This window comes from Arthrobacter sp. SPG23 (assembly GCF_000876655.1).
Lineage (GTDB): Bacteria > Actinomycetota > Actinomycetes > Actinomycetales > Micrococcaceae > Arthrobacter.
In genome coordinates this window covers 109,815-129,546 of record NZ_JYCN01000001.1, presented here as the reverse complement: position 1 = coordinate 129,546, position 19,732 = coordinate 109,815, and the positions used below count along the sequence as shown (strand labels likewise).

The following is a 19,732-nucleotide window of genomic DNA, read 5'->3' as shown; positions in this document are numbered from 1 at the left end:
AAGGAGCACATCATGGACCCCCGCCACGGTGCAGGCCAACTGCACACCGGGCAAACAGATCCGGGCCGGGAACACGCCGGCCACTCCGCGCTGCCGGATCACGGCAACCACCAGGTGCAGGGCCAGGGCGGGCACCCCGCCGGCCACCAGCCCGGCGGCAGCGGGCCGGTTGACGATGAACACATGGTCCACAGCCACGGCCAGCATGCCGGGCACAGCGTGGCGATGTTCAAGAACAGGTTTTGGCTGACCCTTGCCCTGGCCGTGCCGGTGGTCTACTTCAGCCCGATGTTCGGACACCTGCTGGGCTACATGCCGCCGGTATTCCCTGGCTCCAACTGGATCCCGCCGCTCCTGGGCACCGTGATTTTCGTCTACGGAGGCCAGCCGTTCCTCCGCGGCGGGCTCAACGAGCTCAAGTCCCGGAAACCCGGCATGATGCTCCTCATCGGCATGGCCATCACGGTGGCGTTCGTCGCGTCCTGGGCCACCAGCCTGGGGCTCGGCGGATTCGACCTGGACTTCTGGTGGGAGCTCGCGCTGCTCGTTGCCATCATGCTGCTGGGCCACTGGATCGAGATGCGGGCGCTGGGCTCGGCCCAGGGGGCCCTGGACGCCCTGGCGGCCCTGCTTCCGGACGAAGCTGAACGCATCACGGACGCGGGCACCGAAACCGTCAGCGTGTCCGACCTCCGGTCCGGCGATCTCATCCTGGTCCGCTCGGGCGGCCGGATGCCGGCGGACGGCACTGTCAGCGACGGGCAGGCGGAGTTCGATGAATCCATGATCACGGGCGAATCCAAGACCGTCCTGCGTTCGCCGGGAGACCCGGTGGTGGCCGGAACCATCGCCACGGACAACGCGGTCAGGGTTCGGGTGACCGCCATCGGCGAGGACACAGCCCTGGCCGGAATCCAGCGGCTTGTTGCCGAGGCGCAGGCGTCGTCCTCCCGGGCCCAGGCCCTCGCGGACCGGGCAGCGGCGTTCCTCTTCTACTTCGCCGCAGGTGCAGGCGTCATCACTTTCGTCGTCTGGACGCTGCTGGGCAGTATTCCCGACGCCGTGACACGCACCGTTACGGTATTGGTCATTGCCTGCCCCCACGCGCTGGGGCTCGCCATCCCGCTGGTGATCGCCATTTCCACCGAACGCGCAGCCCGGGCCGGCGTGCTGATCAAAAACCGGATGGCACTGGAGCGCATGCGGACCGTCGACGTCGTGCTTTTCGATAAAACCGGAACCTTGACCAAGGGCGAGCCCGAGCTGAAGGAAGTGGCCGCGGTTGAGGGGATGGACCGGGACGGGCTCCTGGCACTTGCCGCAGCCGTGGAATCGGACAGCGAGCACCCGGTGGCACGCGCCATCGTCGCGGCCGCCCGCGGGCGCGGGCTCACCGTCCCGGAGGCCAGGGACTTCAGCTCCATGACCGGCCGCGGTGTCCGTGCCAGCATCGATGGCAGGACCGTATACGTGGGCGGTCCCGCCCTCCTCCGCGAACTGGGTGCCGCCGAGCCGCCGACGCTCGCTGCCGTTACAGCAGCCTGGATGGACCGGGGCGCAGCTGTCCTCCATGTAGTGGACGACGCCGGGCGGGTCCTTGGCGCCGTCAGCCTCGAAGACGCCGTCCGTCCGGAATCCCGGCAGGCCGTCGCGGCCCTGCAGAACCGCGGAATCAAGGTGGCCATGATCACCGGGGATGCCCGGCAGGTGGCGCAGGCCGTCGCCGCGGACCTCCAGATCGACGAGGTCTTCGCCGAAGTCCTCCCGGCGGACAAGGACAAAAAAGTCGCCGAGCTCCAGGGCCGCGGACTCCGGGTGGCCATGGTGGGTGACGGCGTCAACGACTCCCCCGCCCTGGCCCGCGCCGAAGTGGGCATAGCGATCGGCGGCGGGACCGACGTGGCCATGGAGTCCGCCGGCGTGGTCCTGGCCGGCAACGATCCCCGGGCCGTCCTCTCCATGGTGGACCTTTCCCGGGCGAGCTACCGCAAGATGTGGCAGAACCTCGTCTGGGCCACGGGCTACAACATCATTGCGGTGCCGCTGGCGGCCGGCGTGCTGGCCTTCGCCGGGATCGTCCCTGTCCCCCGCCGCAGGCGCCGTGCTGATGTCCGCCTCCACGGTGGTGGTGGCCCTCAATGCGCAGCTGCTGCGCCGGCTGAAGCTCAATCCGGCGCAGGCACACTGACCCAAGGAGCCCCCGATGCCGGAAACCAACCGCCGGAATTCATCCTTCGGACAACAATTCGCCCGTGTGGGCCCGCGCATGGACGCGCGCGGGGCTGCGGACCACCGCCGGCGCCTCGTCGAGGCAGCGCACGGCACCGTCGTCGAAATCGGCGCGGGCTACGGTGCCACTTTCCCCTTCTACCCTTCAGCCGTGAGCAGCGTGCTGGCGCTCGAACCGGACCCGACGCTCCGGGCGCTGGCGCTGGCCGAGGCAATCCAGGCTCCCGTACCCATCACGGTCCACAACGGCGTGGCGGAATCACTGCCCGCGGCTGATGAATCCGTGGACGTGGTGGTCTGCAGCCTGGTCCTGTGCAGCGTGGCAGACCAGTCCGCCGTCCTGACGGAGACGCTGCGGGTCCTCCGGCCCGGCGGCCTTCTGCTGTTCTACGAGCATGTCCGCTCCGCACACTTTGTACTGGCGGCTGCCGAGGATCTGCTCACCCCGCTGTGGAGCCGGATGGCCGGCGGATGCCATCCGAACCGCGACACCGCCAGCGTGATCGCAGCCGCGGGCCTCACACTGCAGAATGTGGAACGCTTCGGATTTTCAGTCCTCCCGGGCAATCCCCGGGTAGCCCACATTCTCGGTGCAGCGGCAAAGCCCCCGGCGTGAGGTCGGGGTGTGAGCCCCCGGCGTGATGTCCCGGGCATGACAGAGGGCGCCTGCCGCAATGGCAGGCGCCCTCTCACGTCACACCGGGAGCCGGCGGTCAGGCCTTCTTGGGCGGCAGCGCCAGCTTGAAGACCTTGGCCCACGTGGATCCGACCTGCTTCCAGATCGGTCCTGTGGTGTACGGCAGGCCGTAGCGCTTGCAGATCTCCTGCACCTTCGGCGCCACCTCGGCATAGCGGTTGGACGGAATGTCCGGGAAGAGGTGGTGCTCGATCTGGTGCGAAAGGTTGCCGGTCATGAGGTGCATGAACTTGGAACCGGAGATGTTGGCGGAGCCGATCATCTGCCGCACGTACCAGTCCCCGCGGGTCTCCCCTTCCACCATTTCCTCGGTGAAGGTGTCTGTCCCCTCGGGGAAGTGACCGCAGAAGATCACTGCGTGGGCCCAGACGTTGCGTACCGCGTTGGCGGTCAGCGTGCCGTAGAGCGCCTGTTTGCCGGAGCCGGTCAGCATTGCGACGGCGGGGGTGGCGGCGTAGTCCTTAGTGAACTGCTTGAGCGCCTTGATGCCGAGCGCCTTGAGGTCCTTGACCAGGGCTTCCTTGGACTTGTTGCCTTCCTTGTAGTCCTGGAGCTCGAGATCGTAGATCGCGATGCCCCACTCGAAGACCGGTGCCAGGATGGCGTTGTAGAGCGGGTTGCCGAGGTTGAACGGCTTCCACTCCTGCTGGGGGTCCATCCGCAGCAGGTTGTATCCGACGTCGTTGTCCTTGCCCACCACGTTGGTCCAGCGGTGGTGCAGGTCATTGTGCGTGTGCTGCCAGGAGCGGGCCGGGGTGACGAAGTCCCATTCCCAGGTGGTGGAGTGGATGTCCGGGTCCCGCATCCAGTCCCACTGGCCGTGCAGGACGTTGTGCCCGATCTCCATGTTTTCCAGGATCTTGGCCAGGCTCAGCAGGGTGGTGCCGGTGATCCAGGCAGCCTTGTTCCGGCTGACCAGGAGCGTTGCGCGGCCGGAGATCTCCAGTCCGCGCTGGATCTTGATCATGCGGCGGATATATGCGGCGTCGGAGGATCCCCGCTTGGCCAGGATGTCGTCCTTGATGGCATCAAGTTCGCGGCCCAGCTCGGCCACCTGCTCGTCCGAGAGGTGCGCTGCGGCCGGCGGACGGACCAGCGGGCTGCCGGAAGTGGCCAGCGCCCCCCGGCGGGTTTTCGCGGCCTGGGCCCCGGAGGCTTCCGCAGCTGCATCCGCCTTCAAGGCGGCGTCGTCGCGCGAGGACGGCACAACGGCGTCTTCCGTGGTCTCGGCTTCGTGGTTGGTAACTATTGCCATGCGGTGGTGCTCCTCAAATGTCGAGGTTAACGGGTCCGGCGGCTGCCGATACACACGTCTGGATTAGTTGGCCCGGCTCGCCATGGACTTCGCCGGTGCGGAGGTCGCGGACGTGCCCCGCCCGCAGGGGGGTAAGGCAGCTGTGGCAGATGCCCATCCGGCAGCCGCTGGGCATCAGCACGCCGGCGTCTTCGCCGACGTCCAGCAGCGGGGTGCTTCCGTCCACCTCAACCTCGCGGTCGGAGGCCTCAAAGGTGACCAGTCCGCCGTCGTGCCCTGCACCGGCGGCGAGGCTGGTGGTGAAGCGTTCGATGATGAGGTTGATCGGGTCGGCTGCAAAGGGCCCCTCCGGCTGGTGGGACTCTCCGGCGGCCGAACCTTCGGTGAGCGTGGAACCCTCCGCTGCAGCAGCGGCCTCCGCGGACCACAGTGCTTCGGCGTCGTCCAGGAATCCTTCGGGTCCGCACGCATAGGCTGCGCGGTGGCGCCAGTCCGGGCAGAGTTCGTCCAGCATGGCGGCAGAGGAGAAGTCCACCCGGCCGCGTTCGCCGGTAAACCAGTGGGTGACCTTGAAGTTGGGGAACTGGTCGGCAAGCTCCGACAGTTCTTCCCGGAAGATGCTGTCTTCGGGGGTCCGGGCTGAATGGATCAGCACGACGTCGGCATCCGGACGGTGCGGAACCAGCGTTCGCACCATGGACATCACGGGGGTGATGCCGCTGCCGGCGGTGAGCATCAGCAACGGCCGGGGGTGCTCGGGAAGGACGAAGTCGCCCTGCGGCGGGGCCAGGAACAGCACGTCACCGGGGCGGGTGTTGCGCACCAGGACGCCGGAAACGGCGCCAACGTCGGTCACGGTGATGGCGGGATCCTGGCCGGCGGGGGCGCTCAGGGAATAGGAACGCCAGTGCCGCACGCCGTCGAGTTCGACGCCGATGCGGGCCCACTGGCCGGCCTGGTGGGCCTTCCAGCCGCGGCCTGGACGGAAGAAGATAGTGGCGGAATCGGCCGTCTCGGCCACCACCCTGGTGACTATGCCGCGCAACTGGCGGGCAGAGAACACAGGGTTGAAGAGCGACAGAATATCTTCTGGAGCTAGCGGGGTGGTCAGTACAGATGCGGCGCGCGCCAGCTTACGGAGCCGGATCATGTTATTAACCTTATGTTGGATCGAGGCATATTTCTTCTCCCAAGGCATACGATCGAACGTTCTAAACTGTTCCCCCGAAACAACTTATGGAAGTCTCTCATGAACCCTCCGGCCTCGAAGAGTCCTGCAGCTCCCGCATACGATCCGCCGTGGCTGGCCCTGCCCCGTGAGGTCAGCGACCTGCTGCGCCCCAAGATGCCCGGCATTGTGGAGGCCATCATCGATGCGGTCCCGCAGCTGGTTCCTGCCTACGCCAGGCCCATCGAGGGCCGCTTCGGCCGCGGCCTGCGGCGCGGGGTGGCTGCTGCCCTGGAGCGGTTCCTCCAGCTGCCCGGTACCAGGCTGCCCGCCCTGTCCGAGGAGAGCCGGCAGCTCGTGGCGGGGCTTGGCAGCGGCGAATTCCGCCAGGGCCGAAGCATGGACGCGCTGCTGAGCGCGTACCGTATGGGTGCCCGAGTGACATTCCGGGAGATGTCGCGGATCTCGATGGAAAAGGACCTGGGCCAGAGCGTGGTGGTGGACCTGGGCGAATCGATCCTGGCATACATCGACGAACTGTCCGCCGTGAGCGCCGAGGCCTACGCCTTTGAACAGTCCGAGCGCGCCGGGGCCGTGGACCGGCGCAGGACCGAACTGCTGGAGCTGCTGCTGATGGGCCAGGCGGACGAGGCCGCGCTGCGGCAGGCGGCTTCCATGGCCGACTGGTCGCTGCCGGCGAGGCTCGTGGTGGTCACCCTCCCGCTGGACCGGTCGGCAGGGCTGCGGCTGCAGCTGGGGCCGGGAACACTGGTGGTGGAGCGCGAAACGGATGCCGTGGCCTTGGTTCCGGCCCGGAAGTCCGAGGGCGCCCGGGCGGCGCTGGACAAGGCGCTGAAGGGCAGGTCCGCTGCCGTGGGGCCCGCCGGCAGCTGGGAAAAGGTGCCCGACTCGCTGCGGCTCGCCGTGCTGGCAGCCTCGGTGCTGCCGCCGCGGGAAGGCCCTGAGGATCCGCCCATCTGGGCGGATGACCACCTGGCCCAGATTGTCCTCGGTTCTGAGCCCTCCGCCATCGCCGAATTGGCGGAGCGCAGGCTTGCGCCGCTGGAAGGCCTGCGCCCGGCGCAGCGCGAAAGGCTGGCGGAGACCCTCCTTTCCTGGCTGCGGCACTGGGGGCAGCGGGCTCCGGTGGCGGCCGAGCTCGGCATCCATCCGCAGACCGTGGGTTACCGGGCGGCGCAGCTGCGCGAACTCTTCGGGGAGGCGCTTGAAGACCCGAGGGCCCGGTTCGAGCTGGAACTGGCCCTGCATGCGGGGCGTCGCTAGGCGGCGGTTCATCTGCCGGCCGCCACCGCGCTGCGGCTTTGGAGTCGCAGCTCAAGGTCGTTCATCACGATCGCGGCCAGATCCTCCAGCGTGCGGGAATCTTCCGCGGTGAACTCCCGCGGCTTGCGGTCCAGGATGCAGAACGTCCCCAGGTTGTATCCGTCGGGGGTGCGCAGCGGCACTCCGGCATAGAACTGCAGGCCGAACTCGCCCGCGACGAGCGGGTTCGCCAGGGTGCGCGGGTCCGTGACGGCGTCCGGGACCACCCAGACGTCGTCCTGCAGGATGGCGGATGCGCACAGCCCGGGATCACGCCCAATTTCGCCCACGTCGGTCCCGTGATGGGCTTTGAACCAGATCCGGTCATGGTCCACCACGCTGACGATGGCCACGGGGACGGAGAACATCCGGGCGGCCAGGGCTACGATCCGGTCGAACGTGCCGTCCGGCGGCGTGTCCAGGATCCGGTAGCGTTCGACGGCGCGCATCCGCGCCTCTTCATTCGCGGCAGAAACGTCCGACGGCGGCGCTTCCGCCACAGTTCCCGCGTCCCGCGTCCCGGGCGCTGGGGTCCCGGACGATGCCGGGCTGCTGCCCCGCCGGCGCCCGGCCGCGCTGATGACTTCCTGCCGCAGGGCAAGGGAAACGTCCCGGGCGCCGGGCCGGTCCCCCGGCTCACGGGACAGCATGGAAGTGAGCAGGGCAGCCCATTTGGGTGCCACTGCTTCGGGAATGTGCGGATCCCGCAGGAGCCGCGCCATGGCCGAGGCGATCGGCGCCCCGGGGTACACGGGCTTCCCGGTCAGCCCCTCAAGCAGGACCAGCCCCAGGGAGTACACGTCACTGGGCGGGCCCACCGGCTCGCTGGCAGCCTGTTCGGGGCTGAGGTACTGCGGGGTGCCGGAGCTTTCCGCGGGGCCGCTCCGCTGGCCTTCGCCGAGGATCATCGCCACGCCGAAGTCGCTCAGCTTGGCGCGCGGCCGGCGGTCATCGTTGTTGTAGTCCACCAGGAGGATATTGGCGGGCTTGACGTCCCGGTGGACGATGCCGTGGTGGTGGATATACGCAAGCCCGTCGGCGAGGTCGTGGCCGATCAGTGCCAGGTGCGCCGCGGAAAGGGGGCCTTGGGCCGCGCGCTGGCGCAGGTCCGGCCCGCGGACCAGTTCCATGACAAGATACGTGCGCCGGTGCCGGGGGTCGCTGAGGTCCGCGCCCGCGTCCAGCAGGGTGACCAGTGCGTGGTGGCTCATTCCGGCCAGGATGCGCGCTTCCTCGCCCTGGCGGCGCACGTGGTCCAGGTTCCCGGGGTCGTCCCGGAAGAGCTTGACCGCGACGTCGCGCTGAAGGAGCTCATCGAAGGCCTTGTAGACGCCTGACTGGCTCCCCCTGCCAACGAGGGCACCGATCCGGTATCGGCCGCTGAGGAGGTAGCCGGGTTCCATGCTTGCAGCCATGATCGGCCTCTCAGCTGTTTATTTAATAAGTATGCTTATGATATCCCGGCGATGGTCGCGGAGTTGACGGAGGCCCGCTATTTGGCGGGGTTGTGCGTGCCGATCGGCACCAGGGTCAGATCCGGGTGGTTCTTTTCGATCCGCCGAAGCGCCCAAATGTCGTTGAACAGGGCCAGGTATTCGCCGTCGGAGCGCAGCAGCACCTCGGCGCCCGGCACGTTGGCCAGGGCGGGCATGGCGTCCGCCGTCGAGATCCTTGCCATCGAGTACGGCAGCCGCTCCAGGCGCATCGGGGCGCTGAAGTCGTGCGCCATGCGGTCCTCCACCACTTCGAACTGCATGGGGCCGACGGCGGCGAGCACCGGCGCCTGGTCGCCGCGGATGTCGGAGCGGAGCACCTGGATGACGCCCTCGTGCTCGAGCTGCTCGATGCCGCGGCGGAACTGCTTGAAGCGGCTGGGGTCCTTGGAACGCGCCACCTGGAAGTGCTCCGGAGCGAACAGCGGGATCGCGGGGAACTCCACGGGTTCGTCCAGGAACAGGCTGTCGCCCACGCGCAGCGACGAGGCATTCACCAGGCCAACGACGTCGCCGGGGAAGGCTTCGTCGATCACCTCGCGCTCACGGCCGAACACCTGCTGGGCGTATTTGGTGGCGAACGACTTGCCGGTGCGCGTCTGCGTGACCACCATGCCGCGTTCGAAGACGCCGGAGCACACGCGGATGAAGGCGACGTGGTCGCGGTGGGCCTTGTTCATGCCGGCCTGGACCTTGAAGACGAAACCCGCGAACGGAGCATCCACCGCACGGGGCTCGCCGTCGACGTCGGGCCGCGGCGCCGCCGGCGGGGCGAAGTCCACCAAAGCGTCCAGGATTTCCTTAACGCCGAAGTTGAGGGCGGCGGAGCTGAAGAGGATGGGGGTTGCCTTGCCTGCGTGGAAGGCGTCGACGTCGAACTCCAGGTTGGATTCGATGACCAGTCCGGCTTCGTCCACGGCGTTGGACCAGTCGTCGCCCTGGTTGGCGGCGGCTTCTTCGGGGGTGAAGTACTCGGTGAGCGCGATGTTGGCGCCTGCGTTGTTCCTCTGGAACCGGGCGAAGCGGTCGTTGCGGAGGTCCCACACGCCGCGGAAGTCGCCCGAGATGCCCACGGCCCAGGTCAGCGGCATGGGCTGGAGTCCCGTGCGCTCGGTGATTTCGTCCATCAGCGCCAGGGCATCCAGGCCGGGACGGTCCCACTTGTTGATCACTGTGATGATGGGCAGGTTGCGCTGCTTGCAGACCTCGAAGAGCTTCATGGTCTGCGTTTCCAGGCCCTTGGCTGCATCAACCAGCATCACGGCGCAGTCCACGGCGGCCAGGACGCGGTAGGTGTCCTCGGAGAAGTCGGCGTGGCCGGGGGTGTCCAGGAGGTTGATCACGGTGTCACGGTAGGCGAACTGCAGGGCTGCGGAGCTGATGGAGATGCCGCGGTCCTTTTCCATCTGCATCCAGTCCGAGACCGTTTCCTTGCGGTTGGACTTGCCGCTGGACGCACCGGCTGTGCCGATCACCTTCGCGTGCAGCGCCAGGGCTTCAGTGAGCGTGGACTTGCCGGCGTCAGGGTGGGAAATGACCGCGAAAGTCCGACGCCGGGCCGCCTGCTTGTGAATCTCCTGGACTCGGGCGGGGCTAAGGACTTCTTGAGACACGGTGCTACTTTCGCTGCGACAGGGGGCGGGTAAGGGATGTGAATGTGATGTGAACGCAATTCAAACGTGGGGCCGGCAGGCGTTAACTGTGCAGCCAAGGTTTCCAGTTTATCGCAGGGCGGCAGGAGGCGCCGGTAAACGGCCCAACTGCCGTCTCCCGCCGCCGTCGTCCCGGGCCTTCCGGACCGCTGCCGGCAGCAGGCCAAACGGGCCACTTTGAGGCTTGTCCGTGCGGTTAATGCTCTTCTTTGCCTCTAGGATGGAGCCAGTGGGGAAATGAGTACTTTTGATCCTGCCGGCGGAATCGTAAAACCGGCATACTTGCAGGCAGCGGCCTGCACCTTTGAAGGGAAAACCTATGGCTCGGAGCCCTGAAGATTCGCTTAAGGCGACTCTGGGCAGAGTGGCTCCAGGCACCGCTCTGCGCGATGGCCTGGAACGCATCCTTCGCGGGCGCACGGGCGCGTTGATCGTCCTGGGCATCGACAAGACCATCGAGTCCATCTGCTCCGGCGGGTTCGACATCGGGATCGACTTCTCCCCCACGCGCCTTCGCGAGCTGGCCAAAATGGACGGCGCCATCATCTGCGACAAAGACGCCGGCAACATCCTTCGGGCCGCCGTGCAGCTGGTTCCGGACTCCAGCATCGAAACCCAGGAATCGGGCACCAGGCACCGCACTGCGGAGCGGGTGGCCATCCAGACCGGCGTTCCCGTGATCTCTGTCAGCCAGTCCATGCAGATCATCGCCCTGTACGTGAACGGGCTGCGGCACGTCCTGGAGGGCTCCGAGAAGGTCCTGGCCCGCGCCAACCAGGCGCTGGCCACCCTGGAACGCTACCGGTCCCGGCTGGACCAGGTCACCAGTTCCCTTTCCGCCCTGGAAATCGAAGCCATGGTGACTGTCCGGGACGTCGCGGTGACGCTGCAGCGCCAGGAAATGGTGCGCCGGATCTCCGAGGAAATCTCCCAGTACGTCCTTGAGCTCGGCGAGGACGGGCGCCTGCTATCGCTCCAGCTGGATGAACTCACGGTGGGCCGGGGACCCGGCAGCGATGTGATCATCCGCGATTACGCCGGCCCGAACGCCACCCCGGAGGACATTGACGGTGCCGTCAGCGCCCTGCTGAGCCTCGGCCCCACCGAACTGATCGACCTGAGCCGGATTGCCGGCATTATCGGCTTCGCGGGCGGCGTGGAGACGCTCGACGCCGTGGTGCAGCCGCGCGGTTACCGTCTCCTGTCCGGCCTGAAAGCGGTGCCAAAGGCCGTGGCGGACAGGCTTGTTGACCACTTCGGCGGGCTCCAGTACCTGATGGCAGCCACCATCGACGACCTCATGACGGTGGACGGCATCGGCGACCAGCGCGCCCGCACGGTCCGGGAGGGACTGAGCCGGATGGCCGAGGCGAGCCTGCTGGACCGCTTCCTCTAGCCCCCCCATCCAGCCTAGAGAAGCTGGAAGACGGCCTTCGAGCTGGCCTTGGACCCCAGCCTGGCCACAAACATGTAATACGCGCCGCCGGCGCCGGGCTTCGCGGACACTGCGCCGCAGCCCGGAATGCTGCGGTTGCGCTGCCACGGGAAGTTGGCGGTCTCGCTCTGGCCCGGAGCGATGGTCTTGACGAGGTCCCCGCTCTCAACCTGGCAGTCAACCGAGGAGAAGATCCGGTCGGAGCCGCTGGTGACGGTGTATTCCATCTGGGACGTGCCCAGGTTCACCTCGCACGCCACCTTTCCGCCGTTGGTTACTTTCAGGCTGAGCAGCGGATTCTCACCCTCCGCGTAGGCAGCCTTGTCGGTCGAAGCAGAGACGGTCACCAGGCTTTGGTCACAGGTGGGCGTGGCCGGAGTGCTGGGCGTGGCGGACGCGGACGGCGTGGCGTCCGGCTTGGCGGCCTGCCCGTCAGAACCGTTCCGGTCGGTGGAGGAAGCCTGCTCGGCGGAGCGCATGGCGCCGGATACGGCAGCAAAGCCTCCCAGCGCCACCGCGGCAACGAGAAGCAGCGCCAGGCCAACGAACAGCCTGCGACGGCGGTAGACGGCCTTCAGCGGAGGCCGTCCCGCCTGCCGGCCGGGGGTGCCCTTCGGTTTCGAACCGTTCTTTCCTGAAGTGCCTTGCCTGACCATCCTTCTAGGCTAGAGAACGCCGGGCGCATTGGGGCACCACCACGCCGGGAAGGCGGACGGCTGGCCAGTATCCACTACAGTATTTGCATCGAAGCCTTAGCCGTACCCACTGCCCCGCCCCCGGCGAGTCGCCCGGCATTGCCGCCGCTTGCCGCCCTCCACGAAGCCCTTGACGCCTGGTTCGGCGCCACCGCCCGGGATCTGCCGTGGCGCGAGCCCGGGTGCTCCCCCTGGGGTGTCCTGGTCAGTGAGATCATGCTCCAGCAGACACCCGTGGTCCGGGTCCTGCCTGTCTGGGAGGACTGGCTCCGCCGCTGGCCGTCGCCGGCGCATCTGGCGGCCGAGGCCTCCGGCGAGGCTGTCCGGCAATGGGGCAGGCTTGGCTATCCGCGGCGGGCACTGCGCCTGCATGCAGCCGCCGTCGCCATTGTGGAAAAGCACGACGGCGGCGTACCGGGCACGTACGACGAACTGCTGGAACTCCCCGGAGTGGGCAGCTACACGGCGGCCGCGGTCGCCGCGTTCGCATTCGGCCGCCGCGAAACCGTGGTGGACACCAATATCCGCCGCGTCCACGCGCGGCTCTTTTCCGGCACTGCGCTGCCGTCACAGTCGCTGACGGCGGCCGAAATGCGGCTGGCCGCCGAGCTCTTGCCCGCCGACGTCGGACTCTCCGTCCGCTGGAACGCGGCGGTCATGGAGCTGGGGGGCGCTGGTCTGCACGGCGAGGGCGCCGAAGTGCGGTGAGTGCCCGGTGCGCGGAGCGTGCGCTTGGGTTGCGGCCGGTGAGCCGCCGCCGTCGTACACGCCGAAGGGCCAGTCCTGGCACGGCACCGACCGGCAGGTCCGGGGAGCCGTGATGGCCGTCCTCCGGCTGGCGGATGCGCCGGTGGCTCCGGAGATGTTCCATCAGCCCGCCGCGGACCTTGGCTTCGAAGCCGAAGGTATCGGGGTTCCGCTGGCGGCGCTGCACCGGCTGAATTCGGCCCCGGAGCAGTTGGAGCGCGCCCTCGCAGGGCTGGTCAGCGACGGCTTGGCGGAACTGCACCCGGCCGGCCTGAGGCTACCCGCCTGACGGCGGTCCGCCATTGAAGCGAAGCGGCAGTGGCATACTGCTTGCTGACGCGAAAGGGAGAACCGTGAAAACCGTGCTGTACATCATCTGGGCATTGTTCGTTGTCGCGGCGGCCGTGTCGATCACCGCGGCGATGCGGAAGGCCAAACGCCAGGAGAAGCTCGCGGCACAGTGGCCAAGGGTCCAGGCGACGGTGACCGGCAGCACTGCCGGGTGGTCCAGCGCCGTTGGCTCGTCGGGGTCGCGCCACCGCCTCTACCGCCCCACCTACCGCTTCGCCGACCCGCGCGGAACCATGTATTTCGGGGAGTCGGACGTCCCGTTCCGGTCTGAACCGGTGCCGGGCTCAACCGTGGAGGTGGCCTACAACCCGGCAGATCCGAACCAGTCCATCCACCAGGCGTCGAAGGAGAAGGCCGGCATGGGCTGCATGATCGCCTTTATTGCCGTCTTCGTTGTTGCCGCGTTCTGGTTCATCGGCATCTTTCCGGTCAGCTAGGGTCCGCGTTCGCGGGCATCCTCCCGGCTTCCTCTGGCGGCGCGGCCCCGGACGGATCTACTGTGAAGCATGCGCACCTTGGGCGTACTCCTGGTAGCGGTCACCACCTCGCTGATCCCGTCCGCGTGCCTGCCCGAGGCAGTGCCGTGCCCGGCAATAGCGCAGGCGCCGGTGGTGGCGCTGACGGTGGCGGCCAGCTACGTCCCAACCGTCGAGGCCATCCGCCTGAAGGCCTGCCAGGACGGCACGTGCCGGGAAGCGGACCTTGAGCTGATGGCGGGCAGCACGGCCGTGGACCTGGGCTGCGAACCTTCGGCCGGGCCGGACGGCACGTGTTCGGCAACGTCCTCGCCTGACGGCACGCTCACCGGCATGCTGATGATGGATGTCCTGACCGAATCGCGCATTGATGCCACGGCCACCGGCACCTCCACGTCGGGGGCTCCGCTGCCAGGGCGCACGCTGAGCTTCATGCCCCGGGCGGAGTACCCGTACGGAGAGCACTGCGGAAAGTTCGTCACGGCCACTGTGCTGCTGGATGCCGACGGCCTCCGGCAGGCCCCGTAAGTCAGGGCTCCCCGAACCCAGCCTCCACCAGGCCGCCGACGTACTTCACAGCCTTGGCTGCGTCCGGCCCCCAGGCCTCGACGTGGAGGACGGACCCTTTGCCTGCACCCAGGGTCATCAGGCCGGTCATGGAAGCGCCGTCCATGCCGTTGACGGTCACCTCCGCGTCCAGGCCCGCAAGTCCGCCGGCGATCTTTGCCGCCGGCCGCGCATGCATGCCGGCCTGGTTGACCAGCTCGAAATCGCCTGCGGCTTCGGGCGGCCCCAGGGTCTCCGCCTCGGAGGGCGCCTCCGGCGCAGGAGCACGGCGAACCGCTTCGGCAGCCTGCTTGACCCCAATGGCGTCCGCCCCCGACTGCGCGGCAACAGCTGCCGCCACCAGCCCCTCGACCAGTGGAGCATCGGCCAACAGCACAGAGTCCGGATCCGGCTGGAATTCCACGGCCGATTCAGCCGTCATCACGGCTGAGCCGAGGTCCGTGAGCACCACGATGCCGTCTTCGCCTGCCGCTTGGTCCAGGGCTGCCATGACCTTTTCGAGACTGGTGCCGATCCGGCCGTCGTCGGTACCGCCAGCCGGGAGGATCACGACGTCGGGCGCCATTTGGGCGGCCAGCTCCGCCGCCCCGTCGGCGATCTTTTCGCTATGCGACACCACCACGAGGCTGACCGTCATTCGGCCGCCCCGGCCGCGGCGCGCAGGATGAGGGCGGTGGAGACTGCCCCGGGATCCCGGTGGCCGGCGCTGCGCTCACCCAGGTAGCTGGCGCGTCCCTTGCGGGCGATGAGCGGATCAGTGGCAACTGCACCCGCCTCGGCGGCTTCCGCGGCCGCCAGGAGGACCTTGACGACGTCCCCGTCCCCCGCAGCGGCCTGCGCTGCTGCAGCGTCGACGGCGGGCGTCCACGCGTCCACCATGGTCTTGTCGCCGGATTCGGCCTTGCCCCGGGCCACAACGCCGTCGCGGGCGGCCTGGATGGCGGCGGCGAGCGCCGCGGGATCGATGTCCTCCGCGTCGCCCAGCGAGGTGGAGGCACGCAGGAAGGCGGTGCCGTAGAGGGGCCCGGCCGCTCCGCCCACCTTGGACATCAGTGCCATGGCCGTCAGCTTCAGGGCAGCTCCCGGGGTGGCGGGCGGCGCTTCGGCGAGTTTTTCCATCACCGCCTTGAATCCGCGGTCCATGTTTTCGCCGTGATCGGAATCCCCGATGGCACGGTCCAGCTCAATCAGTTCCACCCGGTGGTCCGCCATCGCCTGCGCGGAAAGAGTCAGCCACCTTACGGCCCAGTCAACGTCCAGCCCCACGGTCAGATGCCCCAGCGCAGTGCGGCGGTGTGGACCGGGGCGTCCCAGAGGCTGGTCAGTTCGTCGTCGAGCCGAAGCACGGTGATGGAGCAGCCCTGCATCTCCAGCGAGGTGATGTAGTTGCCCACTAGGGAGCGCTCCACCGTGATGCCTTTCTCGGCGAGAACCTGCGCTGCCCGGCGGTACACGATGTACAGCTCGCTTTGCGGCGTCCCGCCCATGCCGTTCACGAACAGGAGCACCTTGTCGCCGGAGGCTACGCCGAGGTCGGACAGGATGGGCTCCAGGAGGCGGTCGGTAATGCCGTCGGCGTTTTCCATGGGGATCCGGTGCCGTCCTGGCTCCCCATGGATTCCGATGCCGATTTCGATTTCGTTCTCTTCCAGGTCAAAGCTGGGCACCCCTGCGTGCGGGACCGTGCAGGCGGACAGCGCGACGCCCATGCTGCGGACGTTCTGGTTGACGCGGTCCCCGAGGGCGGCGACGGCATCCAGGTCGTCCCCGCGTTCGGCTGCCGCACCGGCGATCTTCTCCACCAGGACGGTCCCGCCCACGCCGCGCCGGCCCGCCGTGTACAGCGAGTCCTCCACGGCTACGTCGTCGTTCACCAGCACCGTGCGGACCTGCACGCCTTCTGCTTCCGCCATTTCGGCGGCCGTTTCGAAATTCAGGACGTCGCCGGTGTAGTTCTTGACGATGTGCACGACGCCGGCGCCCGAGTTCACGGCGAGGGTCGCCGGAATGATCTGGTCAGGCGTTGGCGAGGTGAAGACGGCACCGGGCACCGCGGCGTCGAGCATTCCCAGCCCGACGAACCCGCCGTGAAGCGGTTCATGGCCGCTGCCGCCGCCGCTCACGAGGCCCACTTTCCCGGCTACCGGGGCATCCTTGCGGGTAATGTACTTCGGCTCGGCACTGACGGTCACGATGTCCGCATGGGCAAGGCCGAAGCCTTCCACGGACTCGTCCACTACAGCGCGGGGATCGTTGATCAGCTTCTTCATTGGAGTGCTCCCTGGAGTGTCCTGGCGGCTTTGTCTTGACCCTACTACCGCGGCCCGGGCAGCGGTAGCGCCCTGCCGAATCGTCCGGCTACGGTCCGGCTAAGAAGGGCAAACGAAAGGGACAGCCCCCAATTGACTGTCCCTTCCTTGCCAAGCCTTGGATCCCCCGGCCACGCTCAGCGCTTCGCCCAGGAGGCCGGCAGGAAATCCGGCCACGCGGCGGCCCCAATGTGGAATGCCGACGCCTCAGCGGGCCGGCCCAGGGACTCTCTACTGTTCAGCACCGTAGGAAGATCCATTTGAAACGCCGAAAAATCCGGAAAAATGGCGTACTCGCGCATTTCTGTCCCCTGAAGTGGTCTCGGGATTCGGGTGATACCGGGCAAGCTGATGTAATTTTATACATCGATTCGATATAAGGGAAGAGTTTAGAAGTCAGACGTAATCGACGGGCCCCACGGGCGGCTAGAGGAACCTGATCATGCGGGTGTTGCCCAGGGTGTTGGGCTTGACCCGGGCGAGGTCCAGGAACTCCGCCACGCCTTCGTCATGCGAGCGCAGCAGCTCGGAATAGACCACCGGGTCCACCGCCGTCTGGTCTGCCATGACGTCGAAGCCGTGCTTCTTGAAAAAGTCCACTTCGAAGGTCAGGCAGAACACCCGGGAGACGCCCAGTGCACGGGCTTCCTCCAGGAGACTTTCCACCAGGACATGCCCCACGCCCTTGCCGCGCCACGCATCGGAGGCGGCCAGGGTGCGCACTTCGGCGAGGTCCTCCCACATGACGTGCAGGGCGCCGCAACCGATCACTTCGCCGTCAGCCGACTCCGCGATCCTGAACTCCTGCAGGCTCTCGTAGTACGCCACAGTCTCCTTGGCCATGAGGATCCTCTTGTCCGCCAGCGGGGCCACAAGTCGCTTGATGGCAGCTACGTCGCTGGTGCGGGCAGGGCGGATGCGGAAGGTCTCAGTCACAGCCCCCATCTTACGGCCGCCCCCCTCCGGCTCGCAGGTGACTAGAGGCCCAGGTCAGCGGGCAAAGGCACGTCCTGGTCCAGCACGTTCTTTGCCAGAAAATGTTCCACCACGCCGTACCAGACCTTGGCGTGCTGCGGCTGCAGGATCCAATGGTTCTCGTCCGGGTAGTAGAGGAAACGGTGGGGTGTCCGGCCGTCGTCATCCGCCGCGAGCTGCGACTTGGACAGCAGCTCGTACCAGAGCCGCAGGCCCTCGCCGATGGGGACGCGGTAGTCCTTGTCACCATGGATCACCAGCATGGGCGTGCTGATCTTCTCGACGTGAAGGTGGGGCGAGTTCGCCAGCGCCCTCTCCGCCGTCATTTCCTTCAGCCAGTACTGCGACGCGTCCGTGGTGGGGCCGAACTGGTCCAGGGCCCACAGGCTGGCGTGGGTGACGATCGCGTCGAAGCGGTCCGTCTGCCCCGCAACCCAGTTGGCCATGTAGCCGCCGAAGGAGCCGCCCATGGCTGCCGTCCGCGACGCATCAATGTCCGGGCGTTGCACCGCGGCGTCCGTAATTTCCATGAGGTCCGTATACGGCGCCTTGCCCCATTCTCCCCAGCCGCGCTGGATGTGGTCCTGGCCGTAGCCGGTGGACAGGGCGGGATCCGGCAGGAGGACGGCGTAGCCCTTGGCCACCAGCAGCCAAGGGTTCCAGCGCCACGTCCATGCGTTCCACGAGCCCAGCGGCCCGCCGTGGATCCAGAGCAGCAGCGGCGCCGGGTTCTGCGCAGAGGCGCCGTCCGGCAGGGCAAGGTAGGCGGGAACCCGGGCGCCGTCGGCGGCGGTCGCTTCGATTCGTTCCAGTGATCCCTGGATCGCCGGGCGCCCGGCTGGAGCCTGCAGCCGGATGACCTGGCCGCTCGCCAGGTCGATCCGTACCGCCTCGGGCGGATATTCGTACGAACTCCGGAGCGCGTAGGCGCTCTGCCCGTCCGGTGAAACCACGACGTCGGTGTAGGCCGCCGCGTCGCGGGTCACGCGGGTGACTTCCTCCTCGCCGGCCCATCCGCCGGCTCCTTGCCCCGACCCCGCCGCCCCGGCGGGAGCGATCCGGAAGACCGGGGAGGCGCCGTCGTCGTCGGCCGTCACCAGGAGGGCAGAGCCGTCCGGCAACCACGCCGCCTTGATGGCCCAGCGGTCCCAGTCACGGGCCAGCGGCCGGAGGTTTGCTTCCGGCTCCCCCGGCGCGCTGACGTCCAGCAGGTGGAGCTTGACCTGGGGAGCCTGGAGCGGAGTGGTGTCGGATTCGCTGAGGACGACGAGCGTGCGGTTGTCGGGGCTCACCGGTCCGGCGAAGTAGCTCATGCCTTCCCGGTCCAGCAGGACCCTGTGCGTTGCGGTGTCCACGTCGATAGCCACCAGGACGGATCGCGAGTCTGCCTTGGCGAGGGGCTTGTCGAAGCTGGTGTAGATCGTCCTGCCATCGGGACTGACCACCGAGTCCGCGTTCCGGAGCATGCCTGCCGCGTCCGGCGTCAGGTTGCGGAGCTTCAGCGGTGGGGCCACGTCAACAGTGGCCGGCTTGCCGGGATCCGGCTCGTCTCCAGGCTCCACGGCGAAGATTCGCGGCTGGTCCGGGCCCAGGTCGGCGTCCCAGTAGCGCACCGGGTAGCCGCTGTGGAGGATCGCGGACACCTTGTTGTCCTTGCGGCCCTTTCGCCGCGCCTCGTCTGCTTCCTCGTCAGCGGAACCCGCCAGGATGGATGCAGTGACGAAGGTGGAACCTGCGTCCCTGGCCGTCATCACCTGGCTGATCCCGCCTGCGCGGGAAAGGACCACGCGCGCTTCGCCGCCGTCGGCGGGCAGCTGCCAGAGTGCGCTGACGGGATGGTCCTCAGGGTTTTCGGGATCCGGGCGCGCCGAAGTGAAGTAGAGGTCACCCGTGGCGGCAAAGGCTGCGCCGGCCTCGCCCTTGGCGCTGCGGGTGATCCGCCGGGCATGCTTCTCCCCCGCCGGATCCAGTTCCCACAGGGCAGTGACATACTCGGTGCCCTTGTCGTTGAGCGTGGAGACGGTGGTCACCAGGCGCTTTCCGTCCGGGCTCAACGCCAGGCCGCTCACCCGCGGTATGGCGAGGTAGTGGTCAATGTCGTGGAAAGGGGTCGCCGGTTGTTCGCTCAGGGTCGCTGAGTCCTCAGAAGCCATGAAGAGATTCAACACCGCCTGTGCGCCGGATCACAGCACTTTCACTACTAGTGAAACGGTGCTCTCAGATCCCGCACACCCTCCAGCGAGGGGCGGGCGACCCCGAGGCTCGGGCGCTCCGGCACCGGCACCATTTGCCGCTTGCTGCTCCTTCGTCGCTTTGACGCAAGCTACACAAATGCCACCGCCGCCTCCGCTCCGCTGGGA

The 19,732-nt window shown here is 67.7% G+C and carries 15 protein-coding genes and 2 pseudogenes; 7 read left to right on the top strand and 10 right to left on the bottom strand.

Going from position 1 to position 19,732, the window contains the following annotated elements:
* Window positions 1-12 precede the first annotated feature (12 nt).
* Window positions 13-2,188 (top strand): annotated as a pseudogene (locus TV39_RS00645) (heavy metal translocating P-type ATPase).
* A 15-nt stretch (window positions 2,189-2,203) separates the two neighbouring features.
* Window positions 2,204-2,845, top strand: a complete 642-nt coding sequence (locus TV39_RS00640) for a class I SAM-dependent methyltransferase (RefSeq protein ID WP_043476842.1) — start codon at window positions 2,204-2,206, stop codon at window positions 2,843-2,845.
* Between the two features lie 97 nt (window positions 2,846-2,942).
* Here TV39_RS00640 and TV39_RS00635 read toward each other — a convergent pair whose 3' ends face one another.
* Both TV39_RS00635 and TV39_RS00630 read right to left on the bottom strand, forming a co-directional pair.
* On the bottom strand, window positions 2,943-4,181 hold the full coding sequence (locus TV39_RS00635) for a fatty acid desaturase family protein (protein ID WP_235347223.1): 1,239 nt from the start codon (window positions 4,179-4,181) through the stop codon (window positions 2,943-2,945).
* 13 nt (window positions 4,182-4,194) lie between these two features.
* Complete coding sequence (locus tag TV39_RS00630; protein ID WP_043476839.1) at window positions 4,195-5,331, bottom strand: ferredoxin reductase; 1,137 nt, start codon at window positions 5,329-5,331, stop codon at window positions 4,195-4,197.
* A gap of 99 nt (window positions 5,332-5,430) precedes the next feature.
* On the opposite strand from TV39_RS00630, the gene TV39_RS00625 reads away from it, so the two are divergent.
* On the top strand, window positions 5,431-6,633 hold the full coding sequence (locus TV39_RS00625) for a PucR family transcriptional regulator (protein ID WP_043476837.1): 1,203 nt from the start codon (window positions 5,431-5,433) through the stop codon (window positions 6,631-6,633).
* Window positions 6,634-6,641: 8 nt separating this feature from the next.
* Here TV39_RS00625 and TV39_RS00620 read toward each other — a convergent pair whose 3' ends face one another.
* Together TV39_RS00620 and TV39_RS00615 are read right to left on the bottom strand one after the other, a co-directional pair.
* On the bottom strand, window positions 6,642-8,087 hold the full coding sequence (locus tag TV39_RS00620; protein ID WP_043476834.1) for a GAF domain-containing serine/threonine-protein kinase: 1,446 nt from the start codon (window positions 8,085-8,087) through the stop codon (window positions 6,642-6,644).
* 77 nt (window positions 8,088-8,164) lie between these two features.
* Window positions 8,165-9,778, bottom strand: coding sequence for a peptide chain release factor 3 (locus TV39_RS00615; RefSeq protein WP_043476831.1), 1,614 nt, complete (start codon window positions 9,776-9,778; stop codon window positions 8,165-8,167).
* Between the two features lie 358 nt (window positions 9,779-10,136).
* On the opposite strand from TV39_RS00615, the gene disA reads away from it, so the two are divergent.
* Entirely contained in the window at window positions 10,137-11,213 is a 1,077-nt protein-coding gene (disA, locus tag TV39_RS00610; RefSeq protein ID WP_043476829.1) for a DNA integrity scanning diadenylate cyclase DisA, read from the top strand.
* Window positions 11,214-11,227: 14 nt separating this feature from the next.
* Here disA and TV39_RS00605 read toward each other — a convergent pair whose 3' ends face one another.
* A complete protein-coding gene (locus TV39_RS00605; protein ID WP_043476826.1) occupies window positions 11,228-11,908 on the bottom strand; it encodes a membrane protein in 681 nt (226 codons plus the stop codon).
* A gap of 255 nt (window positions 11,909-12,163) precedes the next feature.
* On the opposite strand from TV39_RS00605, the pseudogene TV39_RS22810 reads away from it, so the two are divergent.
* From TV39_RS22810 to TV39_RS00590, 3 genes and pseudogenes are all read left to right on the top strand, one after another.
* Window positions 12,164-12,983, top strand: a pseudogene (locus tag TV39_RS22810) (A/G-specific adenine glycosylase).
* A gap of 64 nt (window positions 12,984-13,047) precedes the next feature.
* Window positions 13,048-13,482, top strand: a complete 435-nt coding sequence (locus TV39_RS00595; protein WP_043476823.1) for a DUF3592 domain-containing protein — start codon at window positions 13,048-13,050, stop codon at window positions 13,480-13,482.
* Window positions 13,483-13,551: 69 nt separating this feature from the next.
* On the top strand, window positions 13,552-14,049 hold the full coding sequence (locus TV39_RS00590; protein ID WP_043476820.1) for a hypothetical protein: 498 nt from the start codon (window positions 13,552-13,554) through the stop codon (window positions 14,047-14,049).
* A 1-nt stretch (window position 14,050) separates the two neighbouring features.
* Here the strand turns inward: TV39_RS00590 and dhaM are convergent, their stop codons facing one another.
* The 5 genes from dhaM to TV39_RS00565 all read right to left on the bottom strand — a co-directional run bounded on the left by dhaM (window position 14,051) and on the right by TV39_RS00565 (window position 19,525).
* Window positions 14,051-14,725 (bottom strand): dihydroxyacetone kinase phosphoryl donor subunit DhaM, encoded by a 675-nt coding sequence (gene dhaM / locus TV39_RS00585; protein WP_043476817.1) that lies wholly within the window; start codon window positions 14,723-14,725, stop codon window positions 14,051-14,053.
* Entirely contained in the window at window positions 14,722-15,354 is a 633-nt protein-coding gene (gene dhaL / locus TV39_RS00580) for a dihydroxyacetone kinase subunit DhaL (protein WP_043476814.1), read from the bottom strand. The genes dhaM and dhaL overlap by 4 nt, the downstream gene beginning before the upstream one ends.
* Window positions 15,355-15,356: 2 nt before the next feature.
* Entirely contained in the window at window positions 15,357-16,358 is a 1,002-nt protein-coding gene (gene dhaK, locus TV39_RS00575) for a dihydroxyacetone kinase subunit DhaK (protein WP_043476811.1), read from the bottom strand.
* Window positions 16,359-16,823: 465 nt separating this feature from the next.
* Window positions 16,824-17,342 carry an amino-acid N-acetyltransferase gene (locus TV39_RS00570; RefSeq protein WP_043476808.1) on the bottom strand — a complete coding sequence of 173 codons (519 nt, stop codon included), beginning with the start codon at window positions 17,340-17,342 and terminating at the stop codon, window positions 16,824-16,826.
* Between the two features lie 32 nt (window positions 17,343-17,374).
* A complete protein-coding gene (locus TV39_RS00565; RefSeq protein WP_200890918.1) occupies window positions 17,375-19,525 on the bottom strand; it encodes a S9 family peptidase in 2,151 nt (716 codons plus the stop codon).
* Window positions 19,526-19,732 lie beyond the last annotated feature (207 nt).